At 62.4% G+C, this 25,677-nt stretch carries 19 protein-coding genes; 7 read left to right on the top strand and 12 right to left on the bottom strand.

What is annotated here, in order from left to right; translation table 11 throughout:
• The first annotated feature begins 33 nt into the window (after window positions 1-33).
• A complete protein-coding gene (locus RhoBH5_RS13010; RefSeq protein ID WP_007734387.1) occupies window positions 34-1,275 on the top strand; it encodes a glycosyltransferase in 1,242 nt (413 codons plus the stop codon).
• Window positions 1,272-3,419: an ArnT family glycosyltransferase gene (locus tag RhoBH5_RS13015; protein ID WP_042920391.1), complete on the top strand. Its 2,148-nt coding sequence runs from the start codon at window positions 1,272-1,274 to the stop codon at window positions 3,417-3,419. Before RhoBH5_RS13010 ends, RhoBH5_RS13015 begins: the two co-directional genes overlap by 4 nt.
• A gap of 85 nt (window positions 3,420-3,504) precedes the next feature.
• On the opposite strand, the gene RhoBH5_RS13020 is transcribed toward RhoBH5_RS13015, so the two are convergent.
• From RhoBH5_RS13020 to RhoBH5_RS13045, 6 genes are all read right to left on the bottom strand, one after another.
• A complete protein-coding gene (locus RhoBH5_RS13020; protein WP_270008387.1) occupies window positions 3,505-4,809 on the bottom strand; it encodes an HNH endonuclease signature motif containing protein in 1,305 nt (434 codons plus the stop codon).
• A gap of 70 nt (window positions 4,810-4,879) precedes the next feature.
• Window positions 4,880-5,527 carry an ABC transporter ATP-binding protein gene (locus RhoBH5_RS13025; protein ID WP_003945821.1) on the bottom strand — a complete coding sequence of 216 codons (648 nt, stop codon included), beginning with the start codon at window positions 5,525-5,527 and terminating at the stop codon, window positions 4,880-4,882.
• 1 nt (window position 5,528) lies between these two features.
• Window positions 5,529-6,446 (bottom strand): oligopeptide/dipeptide ABC transporter ATP-binding protein, encoded by a 918-nt coding sequence (locus RhoBH5_RS13030; protein ID WP_228401908.1) that lies wholly within the window; start codon window positions 6,444-6,446, stop codon window positions 5,529-5,531.
• Window positions 6,443-7,264 (bottom strand): ABC transporter permease, encoded by an 822-nt coding sequence (locus RhoBH5_RS13035; protein ID WP_228401909.1) that lies wholly within the window; start codon window positions 7,262-7,264, stop codon window positions 6,443-6,445. Before RhoBH5_RS13035 ends, RhoBH5_RS13030 begins: the two co-directional genes overlap by 4 nt.
• Window positions 7,257-8,291 carry an ABC transporter permease gene (locus RhoBH5_RS13040; RefSeq protein ID WP_270008438.1) on the bottom strand — a complete coding sequence of 345 codons (1,035 nt, stop codon included), beginning with the start codon at window positions 8,289-8,291 and terminating at the stop codon, window positions 7,257-7,259. Before RhoBH5_RS13040 ends, RhoBH5_RS13035 begins: the two co-directional genes overlap by 8 nt.
• Window positions 8,288-9,910, bottom strand: a complete 1,623-nt coding sequence (locus RhoBH5_RS13045; protein WP_042452680.1) for an ABC transporter substrate-binding protein — start codon at window positions 9,908-9,910, stop codon at window positions 8,288-8,290. The genes RhoBH5_RS13040 and RhoBH5_RS13045 overlap by 4 nt, the downstream gene beginning before the upstream one ends.
• Window positions 9,911-10,081: 171 nt before the next feature.
• On the opposite strand from RhoBH5_RS13045, the gene purD reads away from it, so the two are divergent.
• Window positions 10,082-11,338 carry a phosphoribosylamine--glycine ligase gene (gene purD / locus RhoBH5_RS13050; protein ID WP_042452678.1) on the top strand — a complete coding sequence of 419 codons (1,257 nt, stop codon included), beginning with the start codon at window positions 10,082-10,084 and terminating at the stop codon, window positions 11,336-11,338.
• Window positions 11,339-11,580: 242 nt separating this feature from the next.
• Entirely contained in the window at window positions 11,581-13,149 is a 1,569-nt protein-coding gene (locus RhoBH5_RS13055) for a GMC oxidoreductase (protein ID WP_007734403.1), read from the top strand.
• A gap of 74 nt (window positions 13,150-13,223) precedes the next feature.
• Here the strand turns inward: RhoBH5_RS13055 and RhoBH5_RS13060 are convergent, their stop codons facing one another.
• Window positions 13,224-13,736: a MarR family winged helix-turn-helix transcriptional regulator gene (locus RhoBH5_RS13060; protein ID WP_003945763.1), complete on the bottom strand. Its 513-nt coding sequence runs from the start codon at window positions 13,734-13,736 to the stop codon at window positions 13,224-13,226.
• Between the two features lie 42 nt (window positions 13,737-13,778).
• Between RhoBH5_RS13060 and RhoBH5_RS13065 the strand changes: the two genes are divergently transcribed.
• The gene (locus tag RhoBH5_RS13065; RefSeq protein ID WP_228401910.1) at window positions 13,779-14,861 is read left to right on the top strand and encodes an ABC transporter substrate-binding protein; all 1,083 of its coding nucleotides are present in this window, start codon (window positions 13,779-13,781) and stop codon (window positions 14,859-14,861) included.
• Here the strand turns inward: RhoBH5_RS13065 and RhoBH5_RS13070 are convergent.
• Entirely contained in the window at window positions 14,797-15,630 is an 834-nt protein-coding gene (locus RhoBH5_RS13070) for a phosphatase PAP2 family protein (RefSeq protein WP_228401911.1), read from the bottom strand. The genes RhoBH5_RS13065 and RhoBH5_RS13070 overlap by 65 nt on opposite strands.
• 117 nt (window positions 15,631-15,747) lie before the next feature.
• Here RhoBH5_RS13070 and RhoBH5_RS13075 point away from each other — a divergent pair, with 117 nt between their 5' ends.
• Window positions 15,748-16,422 (top strand): response regulator transcription factor, encoded by a 675-nt coding sequence (locus RhoBH5_RS13075; protein WP_037132434.1) that lies wholly within the window; start codon window positions 15,748-15,750, stop codon window positions 16,420-16,422.
• Window positions 16,423-16,425: 3 nt separating this feature from the next.
• Here RhoBH5_RS13075 and RhoBH5_RS13080 read toward each other — a convergent pair whose 3' ends face one another.
• The 4 genes from RhoBH5_RS13080 to RhoBH5_RS13095 all read right to left on the bottom strand — a co-directional run bounded on the left by RhoBH5_RS13080 (window position 16,426) and on the right by RhoBH5_RS13095 (window position 24,353).
• Window positions 16,426-17,814, bottom strand: a complete 1,389-nt coding sequence (locus tag RhoBH5_RS13080) for a sensor histidine kinase (RefSeq protein WP_270008388.1) — start codon at window positions 17,812-17,814, stop codon at window positions 16,426-16,428.
• A gap of 87 nt (window positions 17,815-17,901) precedes the next feature.
• The gene (locus RhoBH5_RS13085; RefSeq protein WP_270008389.1) at window positions 17,902-19,317 is read right to left on the bottom strand and encodes a serine hydrolase domain-containing protein; all 1,416 of its coding nucleotides are present in this window, start codon (window positions 19,315-19,317) and stop codon (window positions 17,902-17,904) included.
• Window positions 19,318-19,319: 2 nt separating this feature from the next.
• Window positions 19,320-22,688, bottom strand: a complete 3,369-nt coding sequence (locus tag RhoBH5_RS13090) for a serine hydrolase (RefSeq protein WP_270008390.1) — start codon at window positions 22,686-22,688, stop codon at window positions 19,320-19,322.
• Window positions 22,689-22,742: 54 nt separating this feature from the next.
• Window positions 22,743-24,353 carry an ABC transporter substrate-binding protein gene (locus tag RhoBH5_RS13095; protein ID WP_042452661.1) on the bottom strand — a complete coding sequence of 537 codons (1,611 nt, stop codon included), beginning with the start codon at window positions 24,351-24,353 and terminating at the stop codon, window positions 22,743-22,745.
• A 162-nt stretch (window positions 24,354-24,515) separates the two neighbouring features.
• Between RhoBH5_RS13095 and RhoBH5_RS13100 the strand changes: the two genes are divergently transcribed.
• Complete coding sequence (locus RhoBH5_RS13100; protein WP_037132442.1) at window positions 24,516-25,676, top strand: pyridoxal phosphate-dependent aminotransferase; 1,161 nt, start codon at window positions 24,516-24,518, stop codon at window positions 25,674-25,676.
• The last annotated feature ends 1 nt before the right edge of the window (window position 25,677 follow it).

The raw sequence follows: 25,677 nt of genomic DNA on the forward strand, positions 1-25,677 counted from the left end.
TTCGTCGGAGCCGGCCCGACAAATCTAGGACGCATGACGACAGAAGCCATGCAGACCGCGGGCAGCACGGACGCAGAGGAGGTCTCCGCGACGACTGTAGTGCTGGACGTGGTCGTCCCGGTATACAACGAAGAGGCAGGCCTCGAGACGTGCGTGCGGCGCCTGCGCCGGCATTTACGCACGCAGGTGCCATTCTCTGCACGAATTACCATCGCGGACAACGCCAGTGTCGACGGCACGTTGGCACTCGCCCGTTCCCTCGCCGAAGAATTCGACGACGTCCGGGTCGTCCACCTGGATGCGAAGGGTCGTGGTCGAGCACTGCGGCAGGTATGGAGCGACTCCGATGCCGACGTGGTCGCGTACATGGACGTCGACCTCTCGACCGACCTCAACGCCCTGATGCCGTTGATTGCTCCGTTGCTCTCCGGACACTCGGACATCGCCATCGGTTCCCGGCTGGCACGATCGTCCCGCGTGGTGCGCGGCCCCAAGCGTGAGTTCATCTCACGTAGCTACAACCTCATCCTCCGAAGCGCACTGCATGCTCGCTTCTCCGACGCCCAGTGTGGATTCAAAGCCATGCGCGTCGATGTTGCACGGCAACTACTTCCGCTGGTGGAGGACACCGGGTGGTTCTTCGATACCGAATTGCTGGTGCTGGCCGAGCGAGCGGGCATGCGGATTCACGAGGTCCCTGTCGACTGGGTGGACGACCCGGACAGTCGGGTAGACATCATTGCCACGGCAGTTGCCGACCTCAAAGGTGTGGTCCGTGTCGGGCGAGCACTGTCTACCGGTTCCCTTCCATTGGCCGAGCTCAGGGCAAGTTTCGGACGTGAACCGTTGGTTCCCGGAGTTCCACGAGGAATGGTCGGGCAGCTCTCACGCTTTGCCGTGGTGGGAGTCATTTCGACGCTCGCGTACGCGCTGCTCTACCTCGCTCTGCACTCGATCATGGGTGCGCAGTGGGCCAACGCCGTCGCATTGCTGGTGACCGCGGTATTCAACACCGCCGCCAACCGGGCCTTCACCTTCGGGATCCGAGGGTCGGAAGGATCCGCTCGTCACCAGATGCAGGGCCTGCTCGTGTTCGGGTTCGGTCTACTGCTCACCAGCGGATCGTTGTTCGTGCTCGACGTCATGGCGCCCGACGCTTCCAAGCACGTGGAGCTTGCCGTACTCGTCATCGCCAATCTTGTTGCCACAGTCAGTCGATTCATCGCACTGCGCTGGGTGTTTCGCACCGCACAATCCGTAGGAGCCAATCGATGACCGCCACTGCAGAGACACTCGCCGCGCCGCTGCCAGCGCCGGAACCGCAACGTCAGGTGCGCTGGGAACCGTGGGCGCTGGGAGTGTTGTTAGTGGGCACCGGAGTTGCCTACATCTGGGGCCTGGGCGCGTCCGGATGGGCCAACTCGTTCTATGCCGCTGCGGTACAGGCAGGTTCGGTGTCGTGGAAGGCTTTCTTCTTCGGCTCCTCGGACGCTGCAAACTCGATCACCGTCGACAAGCCGCCCATGTCCCTGTGGTTGATGTCGCTGTCGGTTCGCATCTTCGGACTCAATTCCTGGGCGATGTTGGTGCCGCAGGCACTCCTCGGGGTCGGATCGGTTGCACTGTTGTGGGGAACGGTTCGACGGTATTTCGGTGCGGCCGCCGGCCTCCTCGCGGGCCTGGTACTTGCGCTCACACCCGTAGCGGCGCTGATGTTCCGGTTCAACAACCCGGATGCTCTGCTGGTGCTCCTGATGATCGCAGCAGTGTGGGCGATGATGCGCGCCGTGCAGGACGGCCGCACCCGCTGGCTCGTGTTGGTCGGTATCTTCTGCGGATTCGGTTTCCTGACAAAGCAATTACAGGTCATGTTGGTAGTTCCACCGCTGGCGCTCACCTATCTGATCGCCGGACCGCCGAAACTGGGTAAGCGCGTACTCCAACTGTTCGCGGCACTGGGCGGACTGATCGTCTCCGCCGGATGGTGGTTGGCAATCGTCGAACTGTGGCCGGCCGACTCGCGTCCGTGGATCGGTGGTTCACAGAACAATTCGATTCTCGAACTGACGCTCGGCTACAACGGGCTCGGGCGCTTGAGCGGCAACGAGACCGGAAGCGTCGGCGGCGGCGGAATGCGCGGTGCTGGTGATGCTGCGGCCGGCGCTGCTGCGGGCGGTTTCCCCGGCATGGGCGAGGCCGCAGGTGGTATGGCCGGGGGAGGTATGGCACCAGGTGGTGGGGCCGGCGGTGGTATGTGGGGGAGTACCGGCATTACCCGACTGTTCGAATCGGCCCAGGGCGGACAGATCGCCTGGTTGATTCCTGCTGCACTGATACTTCTGGTGGCTGGAATCGTGCTGCGAGGCAAGGCACCCCGCGCTGACACACAGCGTGCGTCATTCATCGTCTGGGGGCTCTGGCTGTTGGTGACCGGACTGACCTTCAGTTTCATGGCGGGAATCTTCCACGCCTACTACACCGTTGCGCTGGCGCCGGCGATCGCCGCGCTGATCGGTTCAGGATCGGTAGTGGCGTGGCGTCATCGTGACGTCCTCTGGGTTCGCATCATTCTGGCGGTGTCCTTGGCCGCAACCGTCGCGATGGCGTGGGTACTGCTCGGACGCTCGCCCTCCTTCGTACCGTGGCTTCGCTGGACCATTCTGGTGGTCGGCATCGTCAGTGCCGTGGCAGTGCTGATTCCGGCAGTGACGCGAGGTCGATTGGCTGTGGCAGTGATTCTCGCAGCGATCTTCACCGGTCTGGCGGGTCCGACTGCATACGCGATCGACACGATCAATACTCCGCATACCGGTTCCATAGTTTCGGCCGGACCGAGCGTCGAAGGTGGAATGGGCGGGCCCGGCGGTGGCCGCGGAGGCTTCGGTGGATTCGGTGGCACGGCTGATGGCGGTAACCGTCGGACCGACGGGGCTGGGACCGGAATGCCGGGCACGCCCCCTGCAGGAATGGGTCAGATGCCCGGTGGTGCAACAGTTCCGGGTGGTACCACGCCGACCACCGACGGGACGCGAGGCGCAATGGGAGGCGGTGCCGGTGGTCTACTGCAGGGCAGCACGCCGGGAGCCGCTGTTGTGTCCACTCTCGAAGAGAACTCCGACCAGTTCACGTGGGTAGCCGCGGCAATCGGGTCCAACAGCGCCTCGGGTTATCAGCTTGCGACGCAGTCACCGGTCATGGCTATCGGAGGGTTCAACGGGAGCGATCCGTCGCCGACGCTCGCGCAGTTCCAGCAGTACGTGGCAGAGGGCAAGATTCACTTCTTCATCGCCGGCGGTGGGATGGGTGGAGGTATGAACGCCGAAGGCACCGCTACCGCCATCTCGACGTGGGTGACCGAAAACTTCACCGCCACAACGGTGGACGGAGTAACCCTCTACGACTTGACGGTTGCAGGCTGACCAACAGGAACGCACGCCAGGTCCGCATCGGAGGTGCTTCCTCCGATGCGGACCTGGCGTGAAGTTGTATGCCTGAGGTTCGTCCTCAGGTTTTGAAGGTGGTGTTCGCCGGCCTGGGTTGCTGCCCGGGGTCGATCGAGGGCGGCGGAATGAACCACGGTTTGTTGTCGACTCCTATGCGGATTTCCCATTTCCCGACGAATCCGGCTTTGCGGTGCATCAGCCGGTGATGTGAACGGCACAGCAGGACCAGGTTGTTCATCTCCGTCGGGCCACCGTTGGCCCAGTGCTTAATGTGGTGCGCATCGGTCCAGGCGGGTACGCATGTGCAGCCGGGGAAGGCGCAGCCCTTGTCCCGGGCGATCAACGCCACTCGCTGTTCGGCGGTGACCAGCCTCTTCCCTGGTTGCGCATCCAAGGGCGCGCCGTGATCGTCGAGCAGAACGGTCGAGAGGAAACAATCACACCCGAGAAGCCTTGTCTGCGACACGGACAGCGGTCCGAGCCAGGGCATGTGCCCGACATCAAGATCAGACACAGCCACTCCACCATCAGCCATGGAGGGTGTTGCGGCGCAGTCCCGATGCTCAGCTAAATCCCGAGCATTGATGTGCACATTCACGTGCGGACGCTGACCACCATCGATTCCGGTCTTGGCGCAATCGAGATAGCGGCGGATCAGTTCGGTGAACCCGTCGGCAGTCCGTTTCGCCGCCGACCGAGCATCGGGCGTCCCATCCGGTGCCGGGGTCGGCATCGTCAGATTCGACAACGCCGACAACAACATTTCACCGGTGAGGGCGTCGAAATCCCCACGCACCACCACCCGACCGTTCAATGTCGACGCGATCCGCAACTCGTTCCGGTCGACGTCTTCGGCGGGTGGAATCTCATCCGATTCGAACAACCGCTCCAAGGTCGCGATCACGTTCCGCACTTTTGTCGTCGTCGCCTCAACTCCGGAAGCAGCCGCAAGCAGTAGGTCGATACAGCGAGGGAGCGCGGCGTCTGGCATGCCCTTCGGTGGTGATTCACAGAACGCCACGATCAACACGGCATGCTCGAAGGAGCAGTCCCCGCCATCGAACCGAGCAGCCACCGCCGGAAACGGCCGCAAAGCTGCACCCAACGCGGCGATCTTCTTCCCGTCCCGAACCTGCAGCGTCGTGTTGGCCGCCAACCAGGACCCCACTCCGCGGCTGGCGATCACCTGATCATCCGGGCGCAACGACAACTCGTCCACCACCGCCACTCGAACGGCTTCGAGGCGCAGAATCTCCGCACTCGCCGACACCGCAGCAGCACGCAACTCAGCAGCAGACAACTGCCACAGGCGTCCGCGTAACCCCACCGCAGAACCAGACACCACGTCCGACAACAAGACGCTCATTGAATCCCCCGATCCCCTGCCCAAATCATACTCGAACATACGTTCGGGTCAAGGGTCGATTTCGCAGGGGCTAAGCGCTGATACTGTCGAGGTCGTGGACCACGTCGCAGCAGGCGCCGAGTAATTCGCGATCATGGCTGATGAGTAATACACCGACGCCGGTTTCGGCGGCGCGACTCTCGATCAACCGAATGAGCGCGGCCGTCGTGGCGGCGTCGAGCATCGCCGTCGCCTCGTCACAGATGAGGTATTTCGGTTGTTGCGCCAGCGATCTCGCCAGGCAGGCGCGCTGTAGTTGGCCGTCGCTCACCTGGTGTGGTCTGCGCGACAAGAGATCGGGAGTGAGGCCCACTTCTGCTGCCAGCGCGGCCACATCGATTGACCTACTGGCAATGTCACCGGGTTGGCCGATGATCGAGGCGAGCGTCTGCCGAGGGTCGGTCGATGCGCGAGGTGACTGAAACAGCATGGACACCGTGCCGCGTAGTGCCGCGGGTACCGAGAATTTGGTACCCACAACGGGTGATCCGTCGATCCGCACTTCGCCTGACCACGGTGCATCCAGCGAAGCGAGAATCCTTGCAAGTGTTGATTTTCCGGTGCCCGAAGGCCCGGTCAGGCCGATCAGCTTTCCCGACGGAATCTCGAGCGAGACGTTCTCGAGAACTGGCCGGTTGCGACGGTAACCGCTGGTGATTCCCAGAGCTTGCAGACTCATGTCAGCCCACCTTCCGCAGCGTTCGGTACGTGCGGTCACCCAATGTGACCAGTTCGGTCGGGCCACCGGATTGTTTCGACTCCGGGCGTCGTAGGTGATAGACGCACTCCTCGGGGAGATCGGTGAGTTGCGGTGGCGATCCCGGCATGGGAGTCAAACCTCTGGAAGGTAAGGCGCCGAGAAGGTCTCGGGTGTAATCGTGAAGCGGATCTTGGAACACCAGCGCGGCCGGACCGGTCTCCATGATGCGTGATGCGTACATGACGGCAAGTCGATCCGCGGCACCGCTGCGGGTAAGGGATGCCAGGTCATGGGTGATGAGCAGGACCGCCGCTCCGGCGTCCGCGCACTCTCGAAGTAATCCCATGACGTGGTCGGTGAGTTCGCGGTCGAGGTTGGCGGTGGGTTCGTCTGCGACGATCACCGACGGATTCCCGGCCAGCGCACCGGCAATGGCCACGCGTTGCGCCATGCCGCCCGACAGTTCGTGCGGGTAGCAGTCCAGGGCCGACGGTTCGAGTCCGACGCGAAGTGCCAAGGCATCGCAAGTGTGATCGCTGCCGAGTGCGTCGATCGTCTCCTGTAGTTGCGATCGCGCAGTCCGGACGGGGGTGAGATGTGTTGCGGCGGATTGTGGGACGAGAGCCACGTGCCGCCCACGGAACGCGGTGCCGGAGAAGACGTCGATCTCGAGGTCCGGTGTTGCGACGGTGACCGTTCCGGTTCGAGAAGCATTCGGCGGCAACATGTTCATGACCGAGGTGGCGATGATCGACTTGCCACACCCCGATTCCCCGACAAGTGCGGTCACCGTGCCGGCTGGAACGTCGAGGTCGATGTCGCTCGCAGCGTGAACTACCGATCCTCCGAGTAGAGGGATCCTGACGGTGAGAGATTCGATGCGCAGGCCGTGGTTCACAGTCGCAACTCCGAAGGTCGAGGGGGCGTGAGCATCGACCGCAGGGCCGAACCGGCGACGGCAACTGCGACGGTGGCGATCACGAGAACTGCGGCGGGGAATGCCAGCGTCCACCAACCGCCGAGGAGCAGAGAACTGCGTGCCTCTTCGAGAAGCGTCCCGAGACTGGGCTTGTGCGGGGGAAGGCCGAATCCCAGGAAGGACAACGTCGATTCGTGCCAGACGGCGTGGGGCAGCAGGAGAACGACTGCGATCAAAGCCTGTGGCGCCGTCGCCGGCACGAGGTGGCGCATGATCACGTGACGTCGACTGGCTCCCGCGAGAATGGCGGCGTCGATGTAGGGACGCTCGCGCAGACTCAAGATCTCGGAGCGGATGATCCGGGCCACTTGGGTCCAGTGGGTCAGTGCGATCGAAAGCACGATGGCGGCAATGCTTCCACGGAACATCGCGACGATGACGATGCCGAGCAACAGGTGGGGGAGTGCGTTGACGGCATCGGTGCCGCGCATGACGAACCTGTCCACCCAGCCGCCGACCAGTCCGGCCGTAGTGCCGACGGCGACGCCGATCACCGTGGCGAGCAGCGCGCAGGCGAGTGCGATCAGAAGTGAGGTTCTGATGCCTGCAGCTATGCGCACGAACAGATCTCGGCCCGCCGAGTCAGTTCCGAACGGGTGATCGAACGACGGAGCCAGGCGAGTCGCCGAGAAGTCTGTGACTCGGTCGTCGACGTCGGCCAACCATGGGACCAACGCCGCGTACAGCGCCACGAGGATCAGCACGCCGACGGCGATCTTGAAGCGTCGTTCAGCCATCGGTACTCACTCTCGGGTCGAGTACTGCAACGAGGACGTCGGCAATCAGTGAGCCGAGCATGACCGTCAATGTCGTACCGACGGTGAGGAACGCGAGCAGTGCCATGTCGAGGTCACGGGCTGACGAGACGATGGCGCCGGCGATCCCTGGCCAACTGAAGACCTCTTCCACCAGCACTGCCCCGACTATCAGCTCGGGCAGTCGCACGCCGACGATGTTCACGAAAGGCGCCAGTGAGGTCGGCAGTATGTGGCGTTTCGTGATGGTCGGCGTCGGGATTCCGCGTGCTACGGCGCCCGCGACAAATCCCTCACATTTCGAACCCACGACGGATTCTCGGACCGCGAGTAGGAGCCACGGCATCTGCGAGATGGAGAGGACCGTCACCGGTAGGACCAAGTGCCGGATCACCTGTCCCGGTGTGGGATCGGCACCCCCGTCGGTCAACCCGGCGACCGGGAGCCAGCCGAGAGTCAACGCGAAGAGCGCGATGGCACCCAGCGACAAGACAAACGGCGGAAGTCCTTGGACCACGACGCTCAGCCCGGACACGGTCTTGTCCAAGAATCCTCCACTGCGGATTCCGGCGAGAACACCGAGTGTCAGCGAGGCGAGAATCGCGATGAGGAGTGAGATACCGACCAGCAGCAGGGTCCATGGCAGACGCTCGGAGATAACTTGGGAAACAGGCTGATTGAACGATCTGGAGATCCCGAGATCACCGGTGAACACGCCCTGGAGCCAATTCCAGTACGTGCTGTACCAGGGGTTGTCGAAACCCATCTGATCGGCGATCAACGCTTTGTCCGCGTCGCTGGTCGTCATGTATCGCGTGCCCAGGTAGCCGACAAGTGGATCGAACGGTGAGATCGCGGCGGCGGCAAAGAGTCCCGCGGACACCACGGCGATCACCGGCACGATGAACAACACCCGCCGACCGACCATCGTGAGGATGGCCTTTCGGCGGGAGTTGCCACGGTGGCCGAGCGATTGCCGCGCGTCTACCCGAACGTCGACCGCTGTCATTGCCCTCTGGCCCACGTCTGCAGTGACCACCACGGGCCCCAGGTCACACCGTGTGAGTGTGGCTCGAGTACAGGTCCGGACATCTGCCAGTCCGAATCCTTCGAAACGTACGTATGGTCGAGGAATACGAGGATGACAAATCCGGGATCCTCGACGTACGCCTGCTGCACGTCGCGATACGCGGCGTCACGCGTTGCCTGATCCAGGCTGCGGCGTCCTACTTCCAGGCCTGCGTCGACTGCTGGATTGGAGTAGTCGCTGGCGTTGTCGTAGATGCTGCCGACCCCGGGCGCTATGTACTTCGAGTTCAGCGCGTCGTACGCCTGCGTGTCTGGATCGAAAGGTTCGTCTCCACCACCGAGAAGCGTCGAATCCTGGTTGATTCGAGGGTCTATGCGGTCCCAGGAGAGCGCTTCGAGATCCACCTCGATGCCGACAGCGAGAGCATCGGAGGCAAATGCCTGAGCGAGATCACGTCGAACGGTGTCGACGGAGTTGTACATGATCGTGAACTGCGCCCGCTGACCGTCTTTCGAACGGATTCCGTCGGCACCTTCGATCCAGCCCGCTTCGGTGAGAATTCGCTCGGCCTCGGCCGGGTCGTAGGCGAAGGTTGCGTTCGGGTTGTACGAATCGCCGTAGACCTCGGGGATCGGAGTGGCGGCGACGCGGCCGTGTCCGCCCAGGACGTTGTCGATCATCGACTGGCGATCGGCGGCGAGGTTGAGCGCCATCCGTACGGCTTTGTCGCCTGCCACGGGATTGTTCGTCGGAAGTGAGAGACCGCGCCAGTCCGCTGACTGATGGGCAGTCACCGACATGTTGTCTTTGCCCGAGAACGTATTGGCAAGCAGTGGAGGGAGATTGGTTCCGTCGATCTCGCCGGACACCATACGTTGGGCGCGGGTGTTGTCGTCCGGAACGTAGAGGAGAGTGAGCTTCTTGATCTCCGGTGCACCGTCCCAGTAGTTCTCGTTCGCCTCGAAGACCGCTCGATCCGGTGAGAGATCGACGAGTGTGTACGGACCCGTACCGACAGGCGCGGTGTTCAACGGCGATTCGGCGGCAAGTCCGGGTGTCGCGAGGGATTCCGACGGGACCATGCCGATCAGCATTTTCGTCAGCAGGGGCGCATACGAGTACGCGAGGCGGAACTCGACTGTGTTGTCGTCGACGGCCACGACATCGCTGATCATGTCGTACGACGAACGCGCTTCGGAGGCGGAAGCGGGATCGAGGATCGCCTTGTACGTGGCAACCACGTCGGCGGCGTCGAAGGTCGATCCGTCGGAGAAGGTGACCCCGTCGCGGAGTTTGACCGTCCAGACTGTCGCGTCGGCGTTGGCAGTGGGCATCTCCGCGGCCAGAGACGGCTCGAATCCCGGCATGCCGGTCCCTCCGGTGAGTCGGACGAGACCGTCGTACATCTTGGCCTCGCCGGCAGCGCCGAAGCCTGCGACCGGGTTGTAGCCGCCCAGCTCGTAGCCGTCGGCCAAGACCAGGCCGTCGTTGTTGCCCGAGGAGTCGGTGCCAGTCGGGCTACTGCACGACGTGATCAGAAGTGCGCCGATTGCGGCGGTTGCGGTGAGCGTCAGAACGCCTGGTTTGTGGAGTTTCACGGGTGTCCTTTCCTTGGTGGACAGGTGTCCGAAAACATCTGTTCACCTATTCAGGTATTCATATGATCTCATCTCGAAACGGATATTTCGCACAAAGGCCGAACGCTGGGACCTTGGCCCCGTGAGTGGCACTCCGAGAGCGCTGTTATCGCAGGCCGTAGTCTGTTCCCCGTGCGCGTACTAGTAATCGGCTCCGGAGCCCGTGAACATGCCCTCCTTCTCTCTCTTGCTCGCGATCCAGGTGTCACGGCCCTGATCTGCGCGCCTGGCAATGCCGGGATCGCAAAAATCGCCGAGCAGCACCCCATCGACGTCGCTTCGGGTGACGCGGTTACCGCGCTGGCCCAGAAGGTCGAAGCCGACCTCGTCGTCATCGGACCCGAGGTTCCGCTGGTCCTCGGTGTCGCAGACGCGGTGCGGGCAGCAGGTATCGCCTGCTTCGGGCCTTCGGCCGACGCCGCCCGCATCGAGGGATCGAAGGCTTTCGCCAAGGACGTGATGGCTGTCGCCGGCGTCAAGACCGCTCACAGTGAGATCGTCGACAATCCGGCCAAGCTCGACGAAGCACTCGACCGCTTCGGTCCCAACTGGGTGGTCAAGGACGACGGATTGGCCGCGGGTAAGGGCGTAGTCGTCACGACGGATCGTCTCGCCGCGCGCGATCATGCCGCAGAACTGCTCGAGACCGGACACCCGGTTCTCCTCGAGTCCTTCCTCGACGGTCCGGAAGTTTCGCTCTTCTGCCTCGTCGACGGCGAAACTGTGATCCCGCTGCTCCCGGCTCAGGACCACAAGCGTGTCGGCGACGGAGACTCCGGACCCAACACCGGCGGTATGGGCGCGTACACCCCATTGCCGTGGCTGCCCGACGAGATGGTCACGCAGATCGTCGATGACGTCGTCAAGCCCGTCGCTGCCGAGTTGGTCGCGCGCGGTAGCAGTTTCTCCGGCCTTCTCTACGCCGGTCTGGCGATCGGTGTCGACGGCCCGGCCGTCGTCGAATTCAACTGCCGGTTCGGTGACCCCGAAACTCAGGCCGTGCTTGCTCTCCTCGAAACGCCGCTGGGCGGTCTACTCAATGCGGCCTCGACCGGAACACTCGATTCGGTCGGTCCGTTGCAGTGGCGCGACGGTTCCGCTGTCACGGTCGTGATTGCCGCGGAGAACTACCCGGCAACCCCACGCACCGGCGACGTGATCACCGGAGCGGACGCCGACGGAGTCCTGCACGCCGGTACCAAGAAGCGTGAAGACGGTGCCGTCGTCTCGGCCGGCGGGCGTGTGCTGAGTGTTGTCGGAGTTGGCAAGGATCTGACCGAAGCTCGCGACGACGCCTACGCAAAGATCGCCGACGTCAAGCTTCCCGGCGGTCATTTCCGCAAGGACATCGGACTCGGCGCCGTCGAAGGTCGCATCTCAATTCCCTGACTCGTTCTTTCGGAGGGCCGGTGAACTTTCTGTTCATCGGCCCTTTTCATGGAAAATCAACGGTTCCTCGAAGTTACCCACGAGTATGGACTTCTCGTTCGGTTTCTCCCGGTATATCTCAGCGCGGGGGTCACGGAAAGAGAAGGGCACACTTGAGCATTCGCGCTGGATTCAACGAACGGCACGCACGTACCAATTCCACGCTCTCGCGTAGAAACTTCTTGGCAGCAACAGGATTAGCTGTGGGGGCCGCCGCACTCTCGTCCTCGTGGACCACGGCGGCCGCTGCGCCCAGACGAGCATTGAACGACGGAGACCGTGTCCCCGCGCTCGTGATCGGCAGTGGATACGGCGGTGCCGTTGCAGCACTTCGCCTGACGCAGGCCGGTATCGACACGCACATGGTCGAGATGGGGAAGTCGTGGACCACACCAGGGTCCGACGGCAAGATCTTCTGCCCGATGCTCTCGCCCGACGGTCGGTCCTTCTGGCTCAGAGACCGTACAGTTCAACCGGTTTCACACTTTTCCGGCGGCTCGGTGGACAAGAACATCAGCCGCTACGTCGGCGTTCTCGACGCCGAGGACTTCGGCGGGATCAAGGTCTACCAAGGCCGAGGGGTCGGCGGCGGGTCACTGGTCAACGGCGGTATGGCCGTCACACCCAAGCGCAACTACTTCGAAGAGATCCTGCCCGGGGTCGATTCCAACGAGATGTACTCGACGTACTTCCCGCGGGCCAACGCTGCGCTCGGAGTCAACAACATCGACCCGGCCTGGTTCGAATCGACCGAGTACTACAAGTTCGCGCGGACGGGGCGAAAGACCGCTGAGAGATCCGGTTACACAACAACGTTCGTTCCGAATGTCTACGACTTCAACTACATGAAGCAGGAAGCTGCCGGCCAGGTCACCAAGTCCGCTCTGGTCAGTGAGGTCATCTACGGCAACAATGCCGGAAAGAAGTCACTGGACAAAACGTACCTCGCTGCGGCATCCGCCACCGGCAAGCTCACCATTTCAGCTCTGCACGTCGTGACCTCGGTTGCCCCGGCCGCGACCGGCGGTGGCTATCAAGTGGTGATGAACCAGATCAACGAGCAGGGCAATACCGTCGGCACCAAGACAGTGACGGCGGACAAGGTCTTCTTCGCGGCCGGCAGTATCGGGACCAGCAAGCTCCTGGTCGCGATGAAAGCGCAAGGGCAGCTGGCGAATTTGCCGGGTGCAGTTGGACAGGAATGGGGTCACAACGGCAACGTGATGGTGGGCCGCGCCAATCACATGTGGGACGCCACCGGTGCGAAGCAGTCGGCGATCCCCGTGATGGGTATCGACAACTGGGCCGACACATCCGCTCCCGTCTTTGCGGAAATCGCACCCTTCCCGGCCGGTACCGAACTGTGGGTCAGCCTGTACTTGGCGATTGCCAAGAATCCGCAACGTGCTCAGTTCCAATTCAACTCGGCAACAGGCAAAGTCGGATTGAACTGGCAGCGCTCGCAGAACCAGCCGTCGATCGACATGGCGAAGAAGCTCTTCGACAAGATCAACAAGAAGGAAGGCACGATCTACCGGACCGACCTCTTCGGCCCGACGCAGACGTGGGGCGATCAGTTGACGTACCACCCCCTCGGCGGTTGTGTGCTCGGCAAGGCGACCGACGGCTACGGTCGTCTGCCGGAGTACCCGGGTCTGTACGTCATGGATGGATCCCTCGTACCGGGCAATGTGGGAGTCAATCCGTTCGTCACCATCACCGCTCTGGCCGAACGGAATATCGAGAACATCATTGCGAACGACATGAACTAGGGCGGTGACTCGTCAGCAGGTGCGGTGCGGTGCGGCAGGTGCTGCACCGCACCGCTTCTGTATGTCCCGGAGTGTCATCGCGGCGCGTGATCTCGCAATGATCGATTGACTCGGTCGAGGATGCCGACGGCAGTGGTCAATGTGTCGAGGTCGCCCTCGTCGAGGGACGCCAATTCTTCGGCGAGAACGCCGATGCGTAGTTCGGATCGACGGTCTCGTCGCGCGCTTCGTTCGTCCTTCACGAAAAGTGTGCTCACTCGGCCGTCCGTGGGATCGGGTCGCCGTTCGATCAGGTCTTTGTCGGAGAGTGTGCGCACCAGCGTGCTGACGGTGTTCGGGCGTCTGGAGAGACGATCGGCGACCGCCCCGATGCGAGTGCCCGGATGGTGTGCGACATCGTGAAGTACTTCGGATTGTGCCTCTGGCAGAGTCGCGTCGGTACCCGACGTATCCATGTATTCCCGCAGCGCTCGACGCAATTCGAACGCCGCAGCGATGAGTGATCTCGATGCTTCTTCCGCGGTGGGCATGCGATCGGAGTAGCGATCGACCCCGTGTGATCCACGCCCTGGAACTGTATCTGACACAGATATAGTTTACAGTTCTTCAAAGGGTAGGGTCACCTAACCATGACGGAAGATGAAGCTGTCATGCTTCACGACGTACGGGACACGATCATGAATTTTCGAAAGAAGTCACGCAGTGTAATGCTGATCGGCGCACTGACATTGGTGGCAGCTCTCAGTGGCTGCTCGAGCGAGGACGCGTCGCCCACAGATGCCGAGATCAGTGCGTCGGCTCCGGCGGACTCTGCGTTTGTCGCTCCGCGAGAAGTCCCGGTTGGAATGGGGAGCGGAAAGTCGGACGGCGAGTTCCCTCGTACCGTCTCACACTTCAAAGGGGACACCACGATCGAATCGCAGCCCGAAAAGGTTGTCGTCATCTCGACCGGGCAAGCAGATGCACTCCTGTCGCTCGGTGTCGTGCCCGCAGGTTCGACGCGTGGTGACGGTGCGGACCTGGTGCCTCCGTACTTGTTGTCTGCGTACCCCGAATTCCGTACTCAGCTAAGTGATGTCGTTGACGCAGGTGGACGCTTCACACCGAATTTCGAAGCGATCGTCACGCTCGATCCTGACCTGATCTTGATGAATGTTGCAGGAAAGGACGCTGATTCGCTGTACGACCAGCTTTCCGCCATCGCACCCACGGTGGCAACACAGGGGACCGGCGTCTACTGGAAGCAGGACTTCCTGCTGGTTGCCGACGGGGTAGGTAGGACGCAGCAGGCGACGGCACTGCTGGATACCTTCAATACCGATGCCGCGGCCCTCGGTGCTTCCCTCTCGTCGCCGCCGACGGTGTCGTTCACGCGCCAGAACGGAAATCGTCTGCGCATCTTCGGTATTCCTTCGTTCACCGGCAGTATCGCCGAGGATGCCGGCTTGACCCGTCCGCAGTCGCAGCAGTTCGACGACACTTCCCGAGACATCAGTGAAGAAGAGTTGAACGTGGCGGACGCCGACTGGATCTTCTACGGCGTGCAGGGCGGGGACCCGGCGACATTGACGAACGCGCCGTTGTGGGCGCAGTTACGTGGTGTGGTCGCCAACCACGCCGTCGCTGTTGACGATGACGTCTTCTACCTCAATACCGGGCCGACTGCGGCTCGTGAAGTGCTGAAGGTTCTGCAGAGCGCATTGCAGCAGTAGTCGATTCAGCTTGGTTGTGAGTGCCGACGAATCGGAAGAGGGCTCCACCCACCGTGACGGCAAGCGTCGCGAGAATGGCTCCGGCGATGACGTCGGTGAGCCAGTGCGCACCCAAGTAGAGGCGAGTCAGCGCGACGACGACGGTGACCGTCACGGCGAGGAGCATCAGAAGGCGTTTGACGGCCGCTGTTCGGTCGACGCTCACAACGAGAACGGCAATGCCGAACAGCGCTGCTGTGCCCGTCACGTGACCGGAGGGGAACGAGTGGCCGGTCTCGAGAAGAACCTGGATGTTGGTCGGCGGACGTTCGCGACCGACGAGCGCTTTGATTACCGTGCTGGCGACCGCCGCCCCGCCAACGGTTCCGATCACGATCAAGCCCGGAACGACCGAACGCGCTCGCCATGAGATGAGCACTCCGCAGGTGATCCCGAGCAGCGCGGTGGCGACAGGGCTACCGAGATCTGTGACGGCGACCGCGATCTGGTTCAGGGCGCCGCTCCGATGATCGACCATCCAGTCGGTCACCGGCCCGTCGAAGCTCGTCAACCACCCGCTTCCATACACCTGGATCGACAGCGTCACCAGTGCAAGCACGAGTCCGCACGTGCGAAGGGCTGTAGACCGAACGCTGGAAGCTCGGTAGATCGAACCGAACGCGAACAGAGCTGCGGCCACCACGATTGCGGCAACCGCGATCTCTGCGGTGGTGCTCTCGGTCAGGACTTCGGTGACCACGTTTCGCACGGTCGACACAGTTGCAGGCATGAATGCAGTGTGACGATCCGAAGCTGAAGAAACGCTGAACGGAACTCGGCCCTGGGTCTACCGTCTGCTCTACTGGGTGCATCCGAACAACTGCGTGGCGACGAAACGGGGCCGGTGGTGCGAGTACTGGTGGTCGAAGACGAAGTGCGCCTGGCCGAGACGATCCGGCGGGGATTGGTGGCCGAGGGATTCGTGACCGCCGTCGAACTCAACGGTGACGACGGATTCGCGACTGCGTGCAGTGACGAATTCGACGTGATCGTTCTCGACATCATGTTGCCGGGCAAACACGGGTACGACATCGTGCGGGATCTACGCGCCCGGGAGATCTGGACGCCGATCCTCATGCTCTCGGCAAAGGACGGCGAATACGACCTGGCCGATGCATTCGATCTCGGCGCCGACGACTACCTGGTCAAGCCATTCTCGTTTGTCGTGCTTCTCGCTCGGCTGCGCGCACTGGTGCGTCGCGGCGCTCCACAACGTCCGGCGATACTCTCCGTTGGAGACCTGTCCCTCGACCCGGCCAAACATCAGGTGAGCAGAGCGGGAATCGAATTGACCCTGACGCCACGGGAGTACAGCGTTCTCGAATTCTTGATGCGCAACAATGGTGTGGTGGTCACGAAGACCGAGATCGTTCGCTCCGTCTGGGACACCAACTACGAAGGTGACGAGAACATCGTCGAGGTGTATATCGGTTACCTTCGTAAGAAGCTCGACCTCCCGTTCGGAACTCAGAGCATCGAAACGGTCCGAGGCGTCGGGTACCGCTTTGTCGGCACTGCCTGATCTTCAGTCGTTCGGTACCGGAATCGTCACCTCGAATCGACTTCCACCGCCCACTCTCTCATTGACGGAAATGGTTCCGTGGTGCGCCGCAACTATTTCCGACGCGATGGCGAGTCCGAGTCCGGACCCGCCTCCCTGCCTCGACCGCGGCTGGTCCAGGCGGACGAAGCGTCCGAAGATTCGTTCGCGTTCTGCTGCAGGGATTCCGGGCCCGTCGTCCTCGATCACGATGTGGGCTTCGTTTCCGGCTTCGGAGCACTCGAGATACACGAGGGTCTCCGCATGCCGCACTGCATTGTCCACGAGGTTTCGCACCATCCGCGTCAATGCTCTCGGGTCTCCGGAGACCCGAACCGGAGCCACGGCAGCGGCGACCGTAACTGCGGAGATACCGTCGATCCTTTTCTGCTCGGCGAACAAGATGTCATCGAGGTCGACGTCGACGACGATGCCGAACTTTTCGAGTTCGCTTTCGTCAGAGCGCGCGAGAATCAACAGGTCTTCGATCAACTGCCGCATCCGGCGCGCCTCGGGAAGTAGTGCGTCTTCGATCAGCGCGTCGTCGAGGAGATCCGGGCGTCGGTGTGCCAGTTCGAGGGCCGTCGTGATCGTGGACAGCGGACTGCGTAACTCGTGTGAGGCATCGCTGACAAATCGTTGCTGGGCCAGCGCACCTTCGTCGAGGCGCGCCAGCATGTCGTTCATTGTTGTTGCCAGTCGGGCTATCTCGTCGTTCCCTGACGGGACAGGCACTCGTTCACCTTGACGCCCACTCGAAATCGATGCTACCCGAGCGCGGATGCGTTCGACGGGAGCGAGGGCCGAACCGACGAGGCGGTAGGTGGCAAACGCTGCCAGCCCCAGGACCAGAGGTCCGACGATGGCCAGCAGAACGGCAACGGTCGTCACCACGGTTTCAACCGGTTCGCGGTCGGCGCCGACGAAGACGGTGACTGGTCCGGTCGCCGTCTGAGCGCCTCGCCCGATCAGCCAGTAGTCCTCGTCGTCGGACTTCTTGACCCTTCCGAGAGCGTCCGACTCGTCAGGGCCGAGAAAACGTTCGGACAGGAGGTCGCTGTCGGTTCCAGGTGATTGGGCGACTATTCGGTGATCGGCGTCGACGATCTGCACGATTCCGATCTGACTGTCTGTGGACAGAAGCGAAGGGTCGAGATCGGCCGGGTTTTTTCCGTTGAGCTGCTGGACCAATTGCGTGGCGCGAGCGTCGGAGCTGTTCAGCGCGGACAGATGCAGGGAGTTTGCCAGCACGAAAACCAGTGCAAGCCCGGCGATCACCAGGCAGAAGGCGATCACGAGTGTCGAAGCCACGGTCGAACGGGCACGCACGCTCCACCGGGAGGGGTGCAGAATCGACTCGCCGATGAAGTTCATGGCGTCCAGTCTGTACCTTCTCGGCTGTGCATTTACGAAGACGGGTGACGCGGTCCCGTAATCGGACCGCGTCACCCGTCTAGAGGATCAGGCCACTCGCTTGGCGGTGCGGCCGCCGAATTCGAGCATCACGGCGCGACCGGTGTCGTCGGTGACGAAGCGGCCCAACGCCCGGGTGGTGTCGGCGCGAGCAGCGAAGTCACGGTCGTTGAGGAAGGCGATCGGGATTGCCGGCGGCCAGACGATGTCCTCGTATTCACCGAGATCCTGCGCGCTGCCCATCCGGATGCCGATTCCCTCGTCACCGGGGGCGACGGTCATCGTCAGTGAGCCGGCCTGATACTTGCCCAGGACTGCGTCGACGGCAGCGGGTTCGGGCTCGACCACGTCCAGGGATGCCGGCGTGGGTAGTTCAGTGAGGTTGGCCATGCACCAGTCGACGATCTTCTTGCCGATTCCGCCGCCGAGTGCGTTGGTCAGCACGGTGACGGCGAAGTTCTTCTCGGGCACTGTCATGAACTCGGAGACCTGGAGGTTGCTCACGTTTCCGCCGTGCCGCACTACCTGAGTGGTTCCGTATCGAGTCAACAGCCATCCCAGGCCGACTTCTTCGAACATCATCGCGGCGGGACGCTGCGGCTTCTGCATCAACAACCGGGTGGACTCGTCGAGTGGCTGTCCTTCGCCGGGGTGTTCGCCCGACAGTGCGTAACGTGCCCAGACGAGTTGGTCTCGCACCGAGGACCACATTCCGCCGCAAGGGATCATGCCGCGGTCCAGTCCGGTTTCGTTGGACACGAACGGCACACCGTCGCGGATGTAGTGACCGAGTGCGAACCGGTGGGTCATCACGTCCCAGGGCAGGAAGGCCGAGTTCTTCATTTCGAGGGGGTCGAGCACGCGCTGCTTGACCAGCTCTTCGAAGGTCAGCCCGCTGATCTTGGCCACGACATGTCCGGCGAGAACGAATCCGGAGTTGCTGTAGGAGAAGACTTCTCCGACGGGAAATTCTTGTCGCAGTTCGTTCAGCCGTGAAACCGAGCGTCCCAGGGCGTCTTCGCCCCAGCCTGCCGAGAGGCCCGCGTCGCCGGTGAATCCGCCGGTGTGGGTGAGGAGATGACGCATCGTGACTGTGCGCGTGGCTGTTTCGTCGGCGAAGGTCAGTTCGGGGACGTACTCGACCAACGGGGTGTCGAGATCGAGTAGGCCGTCCTCGACGAGTGCCATCGCGGCTGTTGCGGCGAACACCTTTGTGGTGGAGCCGATCATGAACATCGTCTTGTCGGTGACCGGGAGTTGGGTTTCGACGCTCTCGATGCCACTGGTGACGACGATGTCCTTGTCGCCGTGAACGATGCCGACCGAGACGCCGGGGATGTTTGCCTCGACCCTCCACTGATCGACGAGTTCTTGAAGCTGTTCTTGCATCTTTGATTCCTCGAGTTCGCTGGCGTTCTGTGATTCGGCGTTCTGTGTTTCCGTCATCGTATGTGTATCGGTCATCGTCACGCGTTAACCCGTGGTAGGAAGCGGAATCCGACGTACACTCCGTTTCGGTGCGGCCGTACCGTCGTCCAACCGGCGGCCCCGGGTTGACGGGTGGTCCAGGTCCCCGGGATCTGCGACGGTACGAGAGTGGCTACCGTTGCAGGCTTCTTCGGAGCTGTCTCGTCTTCCTCGGGATTCGGGATTACGTCGCCGATGACGGTGATCACGGCCTCGTCAGCGGACTCTCCACGACGGAACTCGATTGCTATCCCGCCCGAGCTGTACTTTCCCAGAACCGAATCCGGAATCGACTCCACACTCGCGGGGTTCGGGGCGAGGGCTTGCGGAGGTTCGAGTCCGACCAACGCGGCCGCGGCTTCGGTGAAGAGATCACGGTAGAGGCCGTCGGCCTTGCCGCCGCTGGTCAGCAGTGCGATCGCGACATTGTGGCGGGGGAAGATACGCAGATATGCGTGCTGCCCGATGGTGCTGCCGTCGTGCCCGAAAATCTCTTCGCCCGACCAGGTTTCGTGGAACCAGCCCAAGCCCCAACCCGACTTGTCCGGGAACAGTTCGCTGATGTCGATTTCGGGTGTGCGCATCGCGGCGGCCGATTTTTCCGACACGATCCGTACGCCGTCGACGCTCTGTCCTTCGAGAAGACCGAGTTCCGCGAACGTGAGTAGATCTCCGATGCTGGCAGTGATGCAGCCGGCGGGCCCCATCGAGCGGGTGATCGGCCAGACGGGCATCACGACGGAGTTCCCCGTATGACCCGCTGCCACAGAGTATCTCGGTGTATCTCCGGTCAACGTGAGTGTGTGCGCGAGGCCGAGCGGATCGATGATCCGCTCCTTGAGGATGTCGTCCCAGATGCCGCCGCGAAGAACCTCGACGATACGAGCTGCAAGGACGTACGCGGAGTTCGAGTACGCGAAGCCGTCCTCGAGTGGATGAACCTGACGGAAGTCACGCAGGCCCTCGACGTAGCGTTCGACGACGTCGTCGCCGCGACCCTTGTCGATGAACAGGTCACCGTCGATTCCGTTGCGATGGTTCAGAAGTGCACGAACCGTGATGCGGGCAGCTGTTTCCTCGTCCTGCAGTGCGAAGTCGGGCAGGATCGACCGGACGGTTGCGTCCAGGTCGAGCAAGCCCTCGTCGACCAGCTGCATGACCAGCATCGCGGTCCACACCTTGGTGATGGATCCGATCTGGAACAGGGAGTCGGTGGAGACCTCGACCCCGGTGTCTGCATTGATCACGCCGGAAGCAACCGTCGTGCGGGTGATTTCCTTCCCGCTGGAATCGAGTGTGAGAATACCGAATTGAGCACCGGTGACGCCGTAACGCTCACACAGTACGTCCAGCGAACGCTTCCACGCGTCGGCTCCGGCAGACGCGTTGGCCAGGCCGGCCTTGGGTAGCTTCGCGGAGGTGTATCGCTTGACCCACTCGATGAGCCGTGTGCTGTAGTCGATTCGGTGCGAGATCGAGCCGTTGACGAGGAACCCGTGGCTTGCACCGGGATACGCCACCAGACGGGTGGGTACGTGCTGCTGGCGCAGTGCGGCGAACCAGGCCTCGGCTTGACCCAGCGGGCACCGCTCGTCCGACTTTCCGTGCAGGATCAGCGTCGGGGTCACCACGTTCTTCACGGCGGCGAGCGGTGAGGCTGCCAGGAGCCCCGCGGAGTTCTCGGGAACAGTCGTGCCGGTGGCGAGTGACGCGAGGTGCGGACCGAAATCGCAGACTCCGGCCATGGCGTTGAAATCGCAGATCAGCCCGCCGGCAACCGCAGCGGCAAAACGATCCGTCGCGGACGTCAGGTGACACGTACTGTATCCGCCGTAGCTGTACCCGGTGATCGCCAGACGGTCCCCGTCGACAAGTCCCTCGGCGACAAGCGCGTCGATCGGCTCGAGGAAGTCGGCTTGGTCGGAGGTACCCCAGGCGCCGTTGACGGCGTACATGAAGTCTGCGCCGTACCCGTCCGACCCACGTGGATTGAGGGTCAGGATGCGCCAACCCTGGGCGGCGAGAACCTGGTGGGCGGGGTGATAGGTATCTGCAACGCCGGTCCACGCGTTGTGCGGTCCGCCGTGAATGTCGAGCAGAAGGGGTGCGGCACCACTGGTTTCGGGAGCGGACAGCAACCAACCATGCACGGTGCGGCCGTCGGAGATGGTGAACTCGCGTTCCTCGGCGGCAAACAGTGTCACCTCGGGGAGTGCTTCTGCGGTGAATTTCGTCAGCGTGGTGACCGCGCCGCTGTCGAGATCGACGAGTGCGACCTCGCCGAAGGACTGCTGCGTGGTGACGATGACGGAGGCGACGCGGGCGTCACGGGCAACGGAGAGCGCCGAGACGACCTCGTTGGGATTGGCGACGAGGGATCGAGAGGTGCCGGTTTCGATGTCGGCCGCGTACAGATGCGTCCATCCACGATCGCGTAGGCAGAACACGATTTCGTCGCGAGTATTCGACAGTGCCGGTGTGCCGCCGGGGTAACCGGGTGCACCGGGCATCACGTTGCGATCGAGATGAGCTGTGAGGGTGACGTCGACCGGTGTCTCGGTTGGGCCGGGGACGGACAGCCGGATCAGGTCTGCAGTTCCGACACGGACCTCGGGAGTGCCGATGGCGACGACCGAATCTCCCTGCGGATGCCACAGTGTGGAGCCCTGCACTCCGGTGGCATGACCGAGTCGCTGCGGGGGAACCGACAGATCGTCGACGAGGATGCGGTAAGCGCTGAACGTGAGGTTCAGATCGCTGTCCGGTTCGAGATTCGCGGTGAAGGCAAGGGCCGTGCCGTCGGGCGACCAGGACGGAACGTCGGCATTCCAATCACCGTCGGTGAGCCGTCGAACTGCCTTCGTCTCCAGATCGACGGTGTGAAGGTGGCGACGGAAGGTGCCGAGCCAACCGGCACCGTCCACCTTGTATCCGAGTCGGTCGGTGACGATGGGAGCATTCGGATCGGCGGAGTCCGAGCGTGAGACCACAGCGGCGAACGCGATGGCATTTCCGTCCGGGCTCCAGGCTGCTGCACCGGCGCCGAGGGGGAGTGATGCTGATGTGGTGAGAGTTTCGGCCTCGCCACCGGCGAGCGGGATCAGGTGCAGCTGCGCGGAGTCGCCGACCTTACGCAGGAAGGCAATCGAGGTTCCGTCCGGAGAGAACCGAGGGGCAGAATCGGCGGGCCCTGCGGTGAGGCGGTGAGCCTGGGAATCGCGGGACACCGCCCAGAGCGATGTAGTTGCCTTTCCGGCAACAATTTCCGAGCGAACGAAGACGACCACGGTGCCGTCGGGAGAGATTGAGGTCTCAGTGGGTGTGACCACACGGTGGAGGTCGTCGAGAACAAATGGACGGTCAGTCATGTAGATCCTTCGAATCGGAGAAATAGATGCAGACGTAAAGCTTTGTCTTCCGGCTTATTTCAGAACGCGAATGCCAGGGCCGGCCAGGGTGCCGCCAACTGGTGCATACAGGGCCGTTGCGCCGTTGAAGAACATGAAGTTCGGCGACGTGGACACCGGAATGACGTCGGACGAGGTGAACAGTGCTTGTTCCGCTTCCTTCCACACCGAGCAGGATTCCTGCCCGGGCAGAACCGAGGCCTTCGCCGCCAGTTCGGCGTACTTTTGATTGTCGATCGATGCGAAGTTGACACCCGACGGTGGGGTGGGGCCGGCGAAGTACGGAACGAAGATGCTGGGGGTATCGCTCTGGACGGTCAGTCCGATCGAGATCGACCATGACGTAAGGTCTTTCGCTGCGAATGTGTTGGAAATGATGAAGTTGTTGTCACCACCACGAAGCTCCACCTTCGCGCCGAGCTCCTGCCACTGCTTCATCGCGTATTCTGCTGCTGCAGAGGTGGTGTCGCGGTAGTTGGCAAAGATGACCGTCAATTGCAGCGCTTGACCGTCCTTGGTCAGGACACCGTCGGATCCGGGTTTCCAACCGGCGTCCGCAAGAGTCTTTTTCGCAGCGGCCATGTCGAACTTCGGAACTACACCGGTGACGCTGTCGAAGTCACACGCCCGCGGATCGACTACTGCCAGTGCCGTAGCTCGTGAGCCTTTGCCACCGGTGTTGATGTCCGTGTAATCGTCGAGATCGATCGCTTGCACGAGTGCGGTGCGTACGGCTTCGTCCTTGGTGGGGAGAGCCGCATTGTGGTTGAAGATGAACTGTCCGCTCAGGGTGTTGGACGTCATCGACTCGAGGCCTGAAGCTTCCACACGTTCGATATCCGCGCCGGCAACCGGGGCCGCGTTGACCGTTCCGGTGAGGACGAGATTCGCCGTCGTCGCGGCGTCGGTCACGACCTTGATCGTGACCGTCTTGGGCACTCCGAGCGTGTCCGACGTGGTTTCGCCGTTCGGCCCCCAGTTGTATCCGTCGCGGCGTTCGAGCGTGACGTGATCGTTGGCCACTACTTCGGTGATCTTGAACAGTCCGGTTCCGTTGCTGCTGCCTCGAACACTGGCAGGGTCGTCGAGGGCTGCCTGGCACGCCATCTTGAGAGCGCCGATGCGCTCGAGGAGGAAGGGCGCGGGTTCCGTTGTCTTGATCGTGAGCTCGTCACCATCAGCGGTTGCTACCGCAGTTTCGGGTACGGATGCTCCCAACCACGGCGAGCCGTTGGTCGTGTCGACGACCCAGTTGATGTTGTTTGCCGCTGTCTGGGCAGTGAAGGTCGTGCCGTCTTCACACGTGATCCCCTTTTTGAGGGTGAAGTTCAGCGAAGTTCCGTTCTCGCTCCATTTTTCGGCCAGATACGAGCCCGCTGCGCGGGTTTTGGGGTCGATGGCCAACAACGAGTCGTTCGTATAGCTGTTGATCGCCTGCGTGGCAGTCAGATTGGTGATCAGGGGATGAAGGTTGCCGGGATCGGTGTTCACGATCGTGGTGAAACTGCCGTCCTTCGCGTAGTCGCCGGAAGAATTGCCGCCAGGATCAGAGGTGCTTCCGCACGAGGCAACCGTGAGAACGCCGATCGTGACCAGAGCCGCAGTGGGCACTGAGCGAGCTTTCATCTGATGCACCTTTTGATCGAAGGAAGTCGTTGATCAATGTTGCGCGAGGGACGTGGCCCAGGTCTCGTTGAATCGACTCATGCTGAGCGCCTGAATCTGTCGGATCGTCACAATGGGTGGCCGTCGTTTCTTGCCGCACCACGGTTCGACTACCGTCGGAGTGTGCGCTCAGAATCTCGTCGATCAGATATCCAGACGTTCCATGTCATGGATGTATGGAAGGCCGCGACCGAACGTCAGCGGACACATGGTGACGTCCTGACCTTGGCGGCAGGTCAACCGTCGACGCCCGCGCCGGCACCGGTGCTACGTGCGACGCGAGAGATTCTGGGCACCGAACTACTCGGGTATACCGAGACTTTCGGGATCCTGCAGCTACGCGAGGCTATTGCGCGCTACCACAGCGAGCGATCGGGAATCGCCGTCGACGCCGAAGACGTGGTGGTGACGACCGGTTCGTCCGGGGCGTTCACCTTGCTCTTCCTGGCCGCGTTCGACGAGGGCGACACCGTGGTGGTTGCTCGACCCGGATATCCCGCGTACCGCAATACCCTTGCCGCTCTCGGCTGCAACGTCGTCGAACTCGACTGCGGGCCGGCAACTCGATACCAGCCGACAGTGGAAATGCTCGAGGCTTTGCCGTCGCCGCCTGCCGGTCTGATCGTCGCGAGCCCGGCAAATCCCACGGGCACGGTGATCTCGCCCGAGGAGCTCGCTGCATTGGCGACGTGGTGCGAGCAGCACGGAACTCTTCTGATCTCGGACGAGATCTACCACGGCATCGGATACGGCGATCAGCACACGTCGAGCGCCTGGGAGACCTCACGCGAATCCGTCGTGATCGGCTCGGTGTCCAAGTACTTCTCGATGACGGGTTGGCGACTCGGGTGGATGTTGGTGCCGACCTATCTTCGGCGCCCGCTGCAGAGACTCGCGTCGAACATGACCGTGTGTCCGCCCGCGATCTCTCAGTACGCCGCCGTCGAGGCGTTCTCGGACGAGGCGAAGGTCGAGTTGGACGGGCACGTTCAGCGGTACGCCGTCAATCGTGAACTGTTGTTGACCGGGTTGCCGAAACTGGGCATCACCGAGTTGGCTCCCGCCGACGGTGCGTTCTACGTCTACGCGGACATCGGCCATCTGTGTGGCGACGAGGGCGCCACCGCGTGGTGTGCCCGGTTGCTGACAGATACCGGGGTCGCGCTGGCACCTGGAATCGATTTCGACACCGTCCACGGAAACCGGATGGTCAGACTCTCGTTCGCAGGTGCGACAGCCGACATCCAGGAGGCACTGGCCCGCCTCGAGAAGTGGCTCGGGTAAC

The sequence above is a fragment of the Rhodococcus sp. BH5 genome (assembly GCF_027583855.1).
Lineage (GTDB): Bacteria > Actinomycetota > Actinomycetes > Mycobacteriales > Mycobacteriaceae > Rhodococcus_F > Rhodococcus_F qingshengii.

Coding starts and splice junctions, on each gene's coding strand:
- RhoBH5_RS13010 (WP_007734387.1), top strand. CDS start 34: ATGACGACAGAAGCCATGCAGACCGCGGGCAGCACGGACGCAGAGGAG.
- RhoBH5_RS13015 (WP_042920391.1), top strand. CDS start 1,272: ATGACCGCCACTGCAGAGACACTCGCCGCGCCGCTGCCAGCGCCGGAA.
- RhoBH5_RS13020 (WP_270008387.1), bottom strand. CDS start 4,809: ATGAGCGTCTTGTTGTCGGACGTGGTGTCTGGTTCTGCGGTGGGGTTA.
- RhoBH5_RS13025 (WP_003945821.1), bottom strand. CDS start 5,527: ATGAGTCTGCAAGCTCTGGGAATCACCAGCGGTTACCGTCGCAACCGG.
- RhoBH5_RS13035 (WP_228401909.1), bottom strand. CDS start 7,264: ATGGCTGAACGACGCTTCAAGATCGCCGTCGGCGTGCTGATCCTCGTG.
- RhoBH5_RS13040 (WP_270008438.1), bottom strand. CDS start 8,291: ATGACAGCGGTCGACGTTCGGGTAGACGCGCGGCAATCGCTCGGCCAC.
- RhoBH5_RS13065 (WP_228401910.1), top strand. CDS start 13,779: ATGACGGAAGATGAAGCTGTCATGCTTCACGACGTACGGGACACGATC.
- RhoBH5_RS13070 (WP_228401911.1), bottom strand. CDS start 15,630: ATGCCTGCAACTGTGTCGACCGTGCGAAACGTGGTCACCGAAGTCCTG.
- RhoBH5_RS13080 (WP_270008388.1), bottom strand. CDS start 17,814: ATGAACTTCATCGGCGAGTCGATTCTGCACCCCTCCCGGTGGAGCGTG.
- RhoBH5_RS13085 (WP_270008389.1), bottom strand. CDS start 19,317: ATGACCGATACACATACGATGACGGAAACACAGAACGCCGAATCACAG.
- RhoBH5_RS13090 (WP_270008390.1), bottom strand. CDS start 22,688: ATGACTGACCGTCCATTTGTTCTCGACGACCTCCACCGTGTGGTCACA.
- RhoBH5_RS13095 (WP_042452661.1), bottom strand. CDS start 24,353: ATGAAAGCTCGCTCAGTGCCCACTGCGGCTCTGGTCACGATCGGCGTT.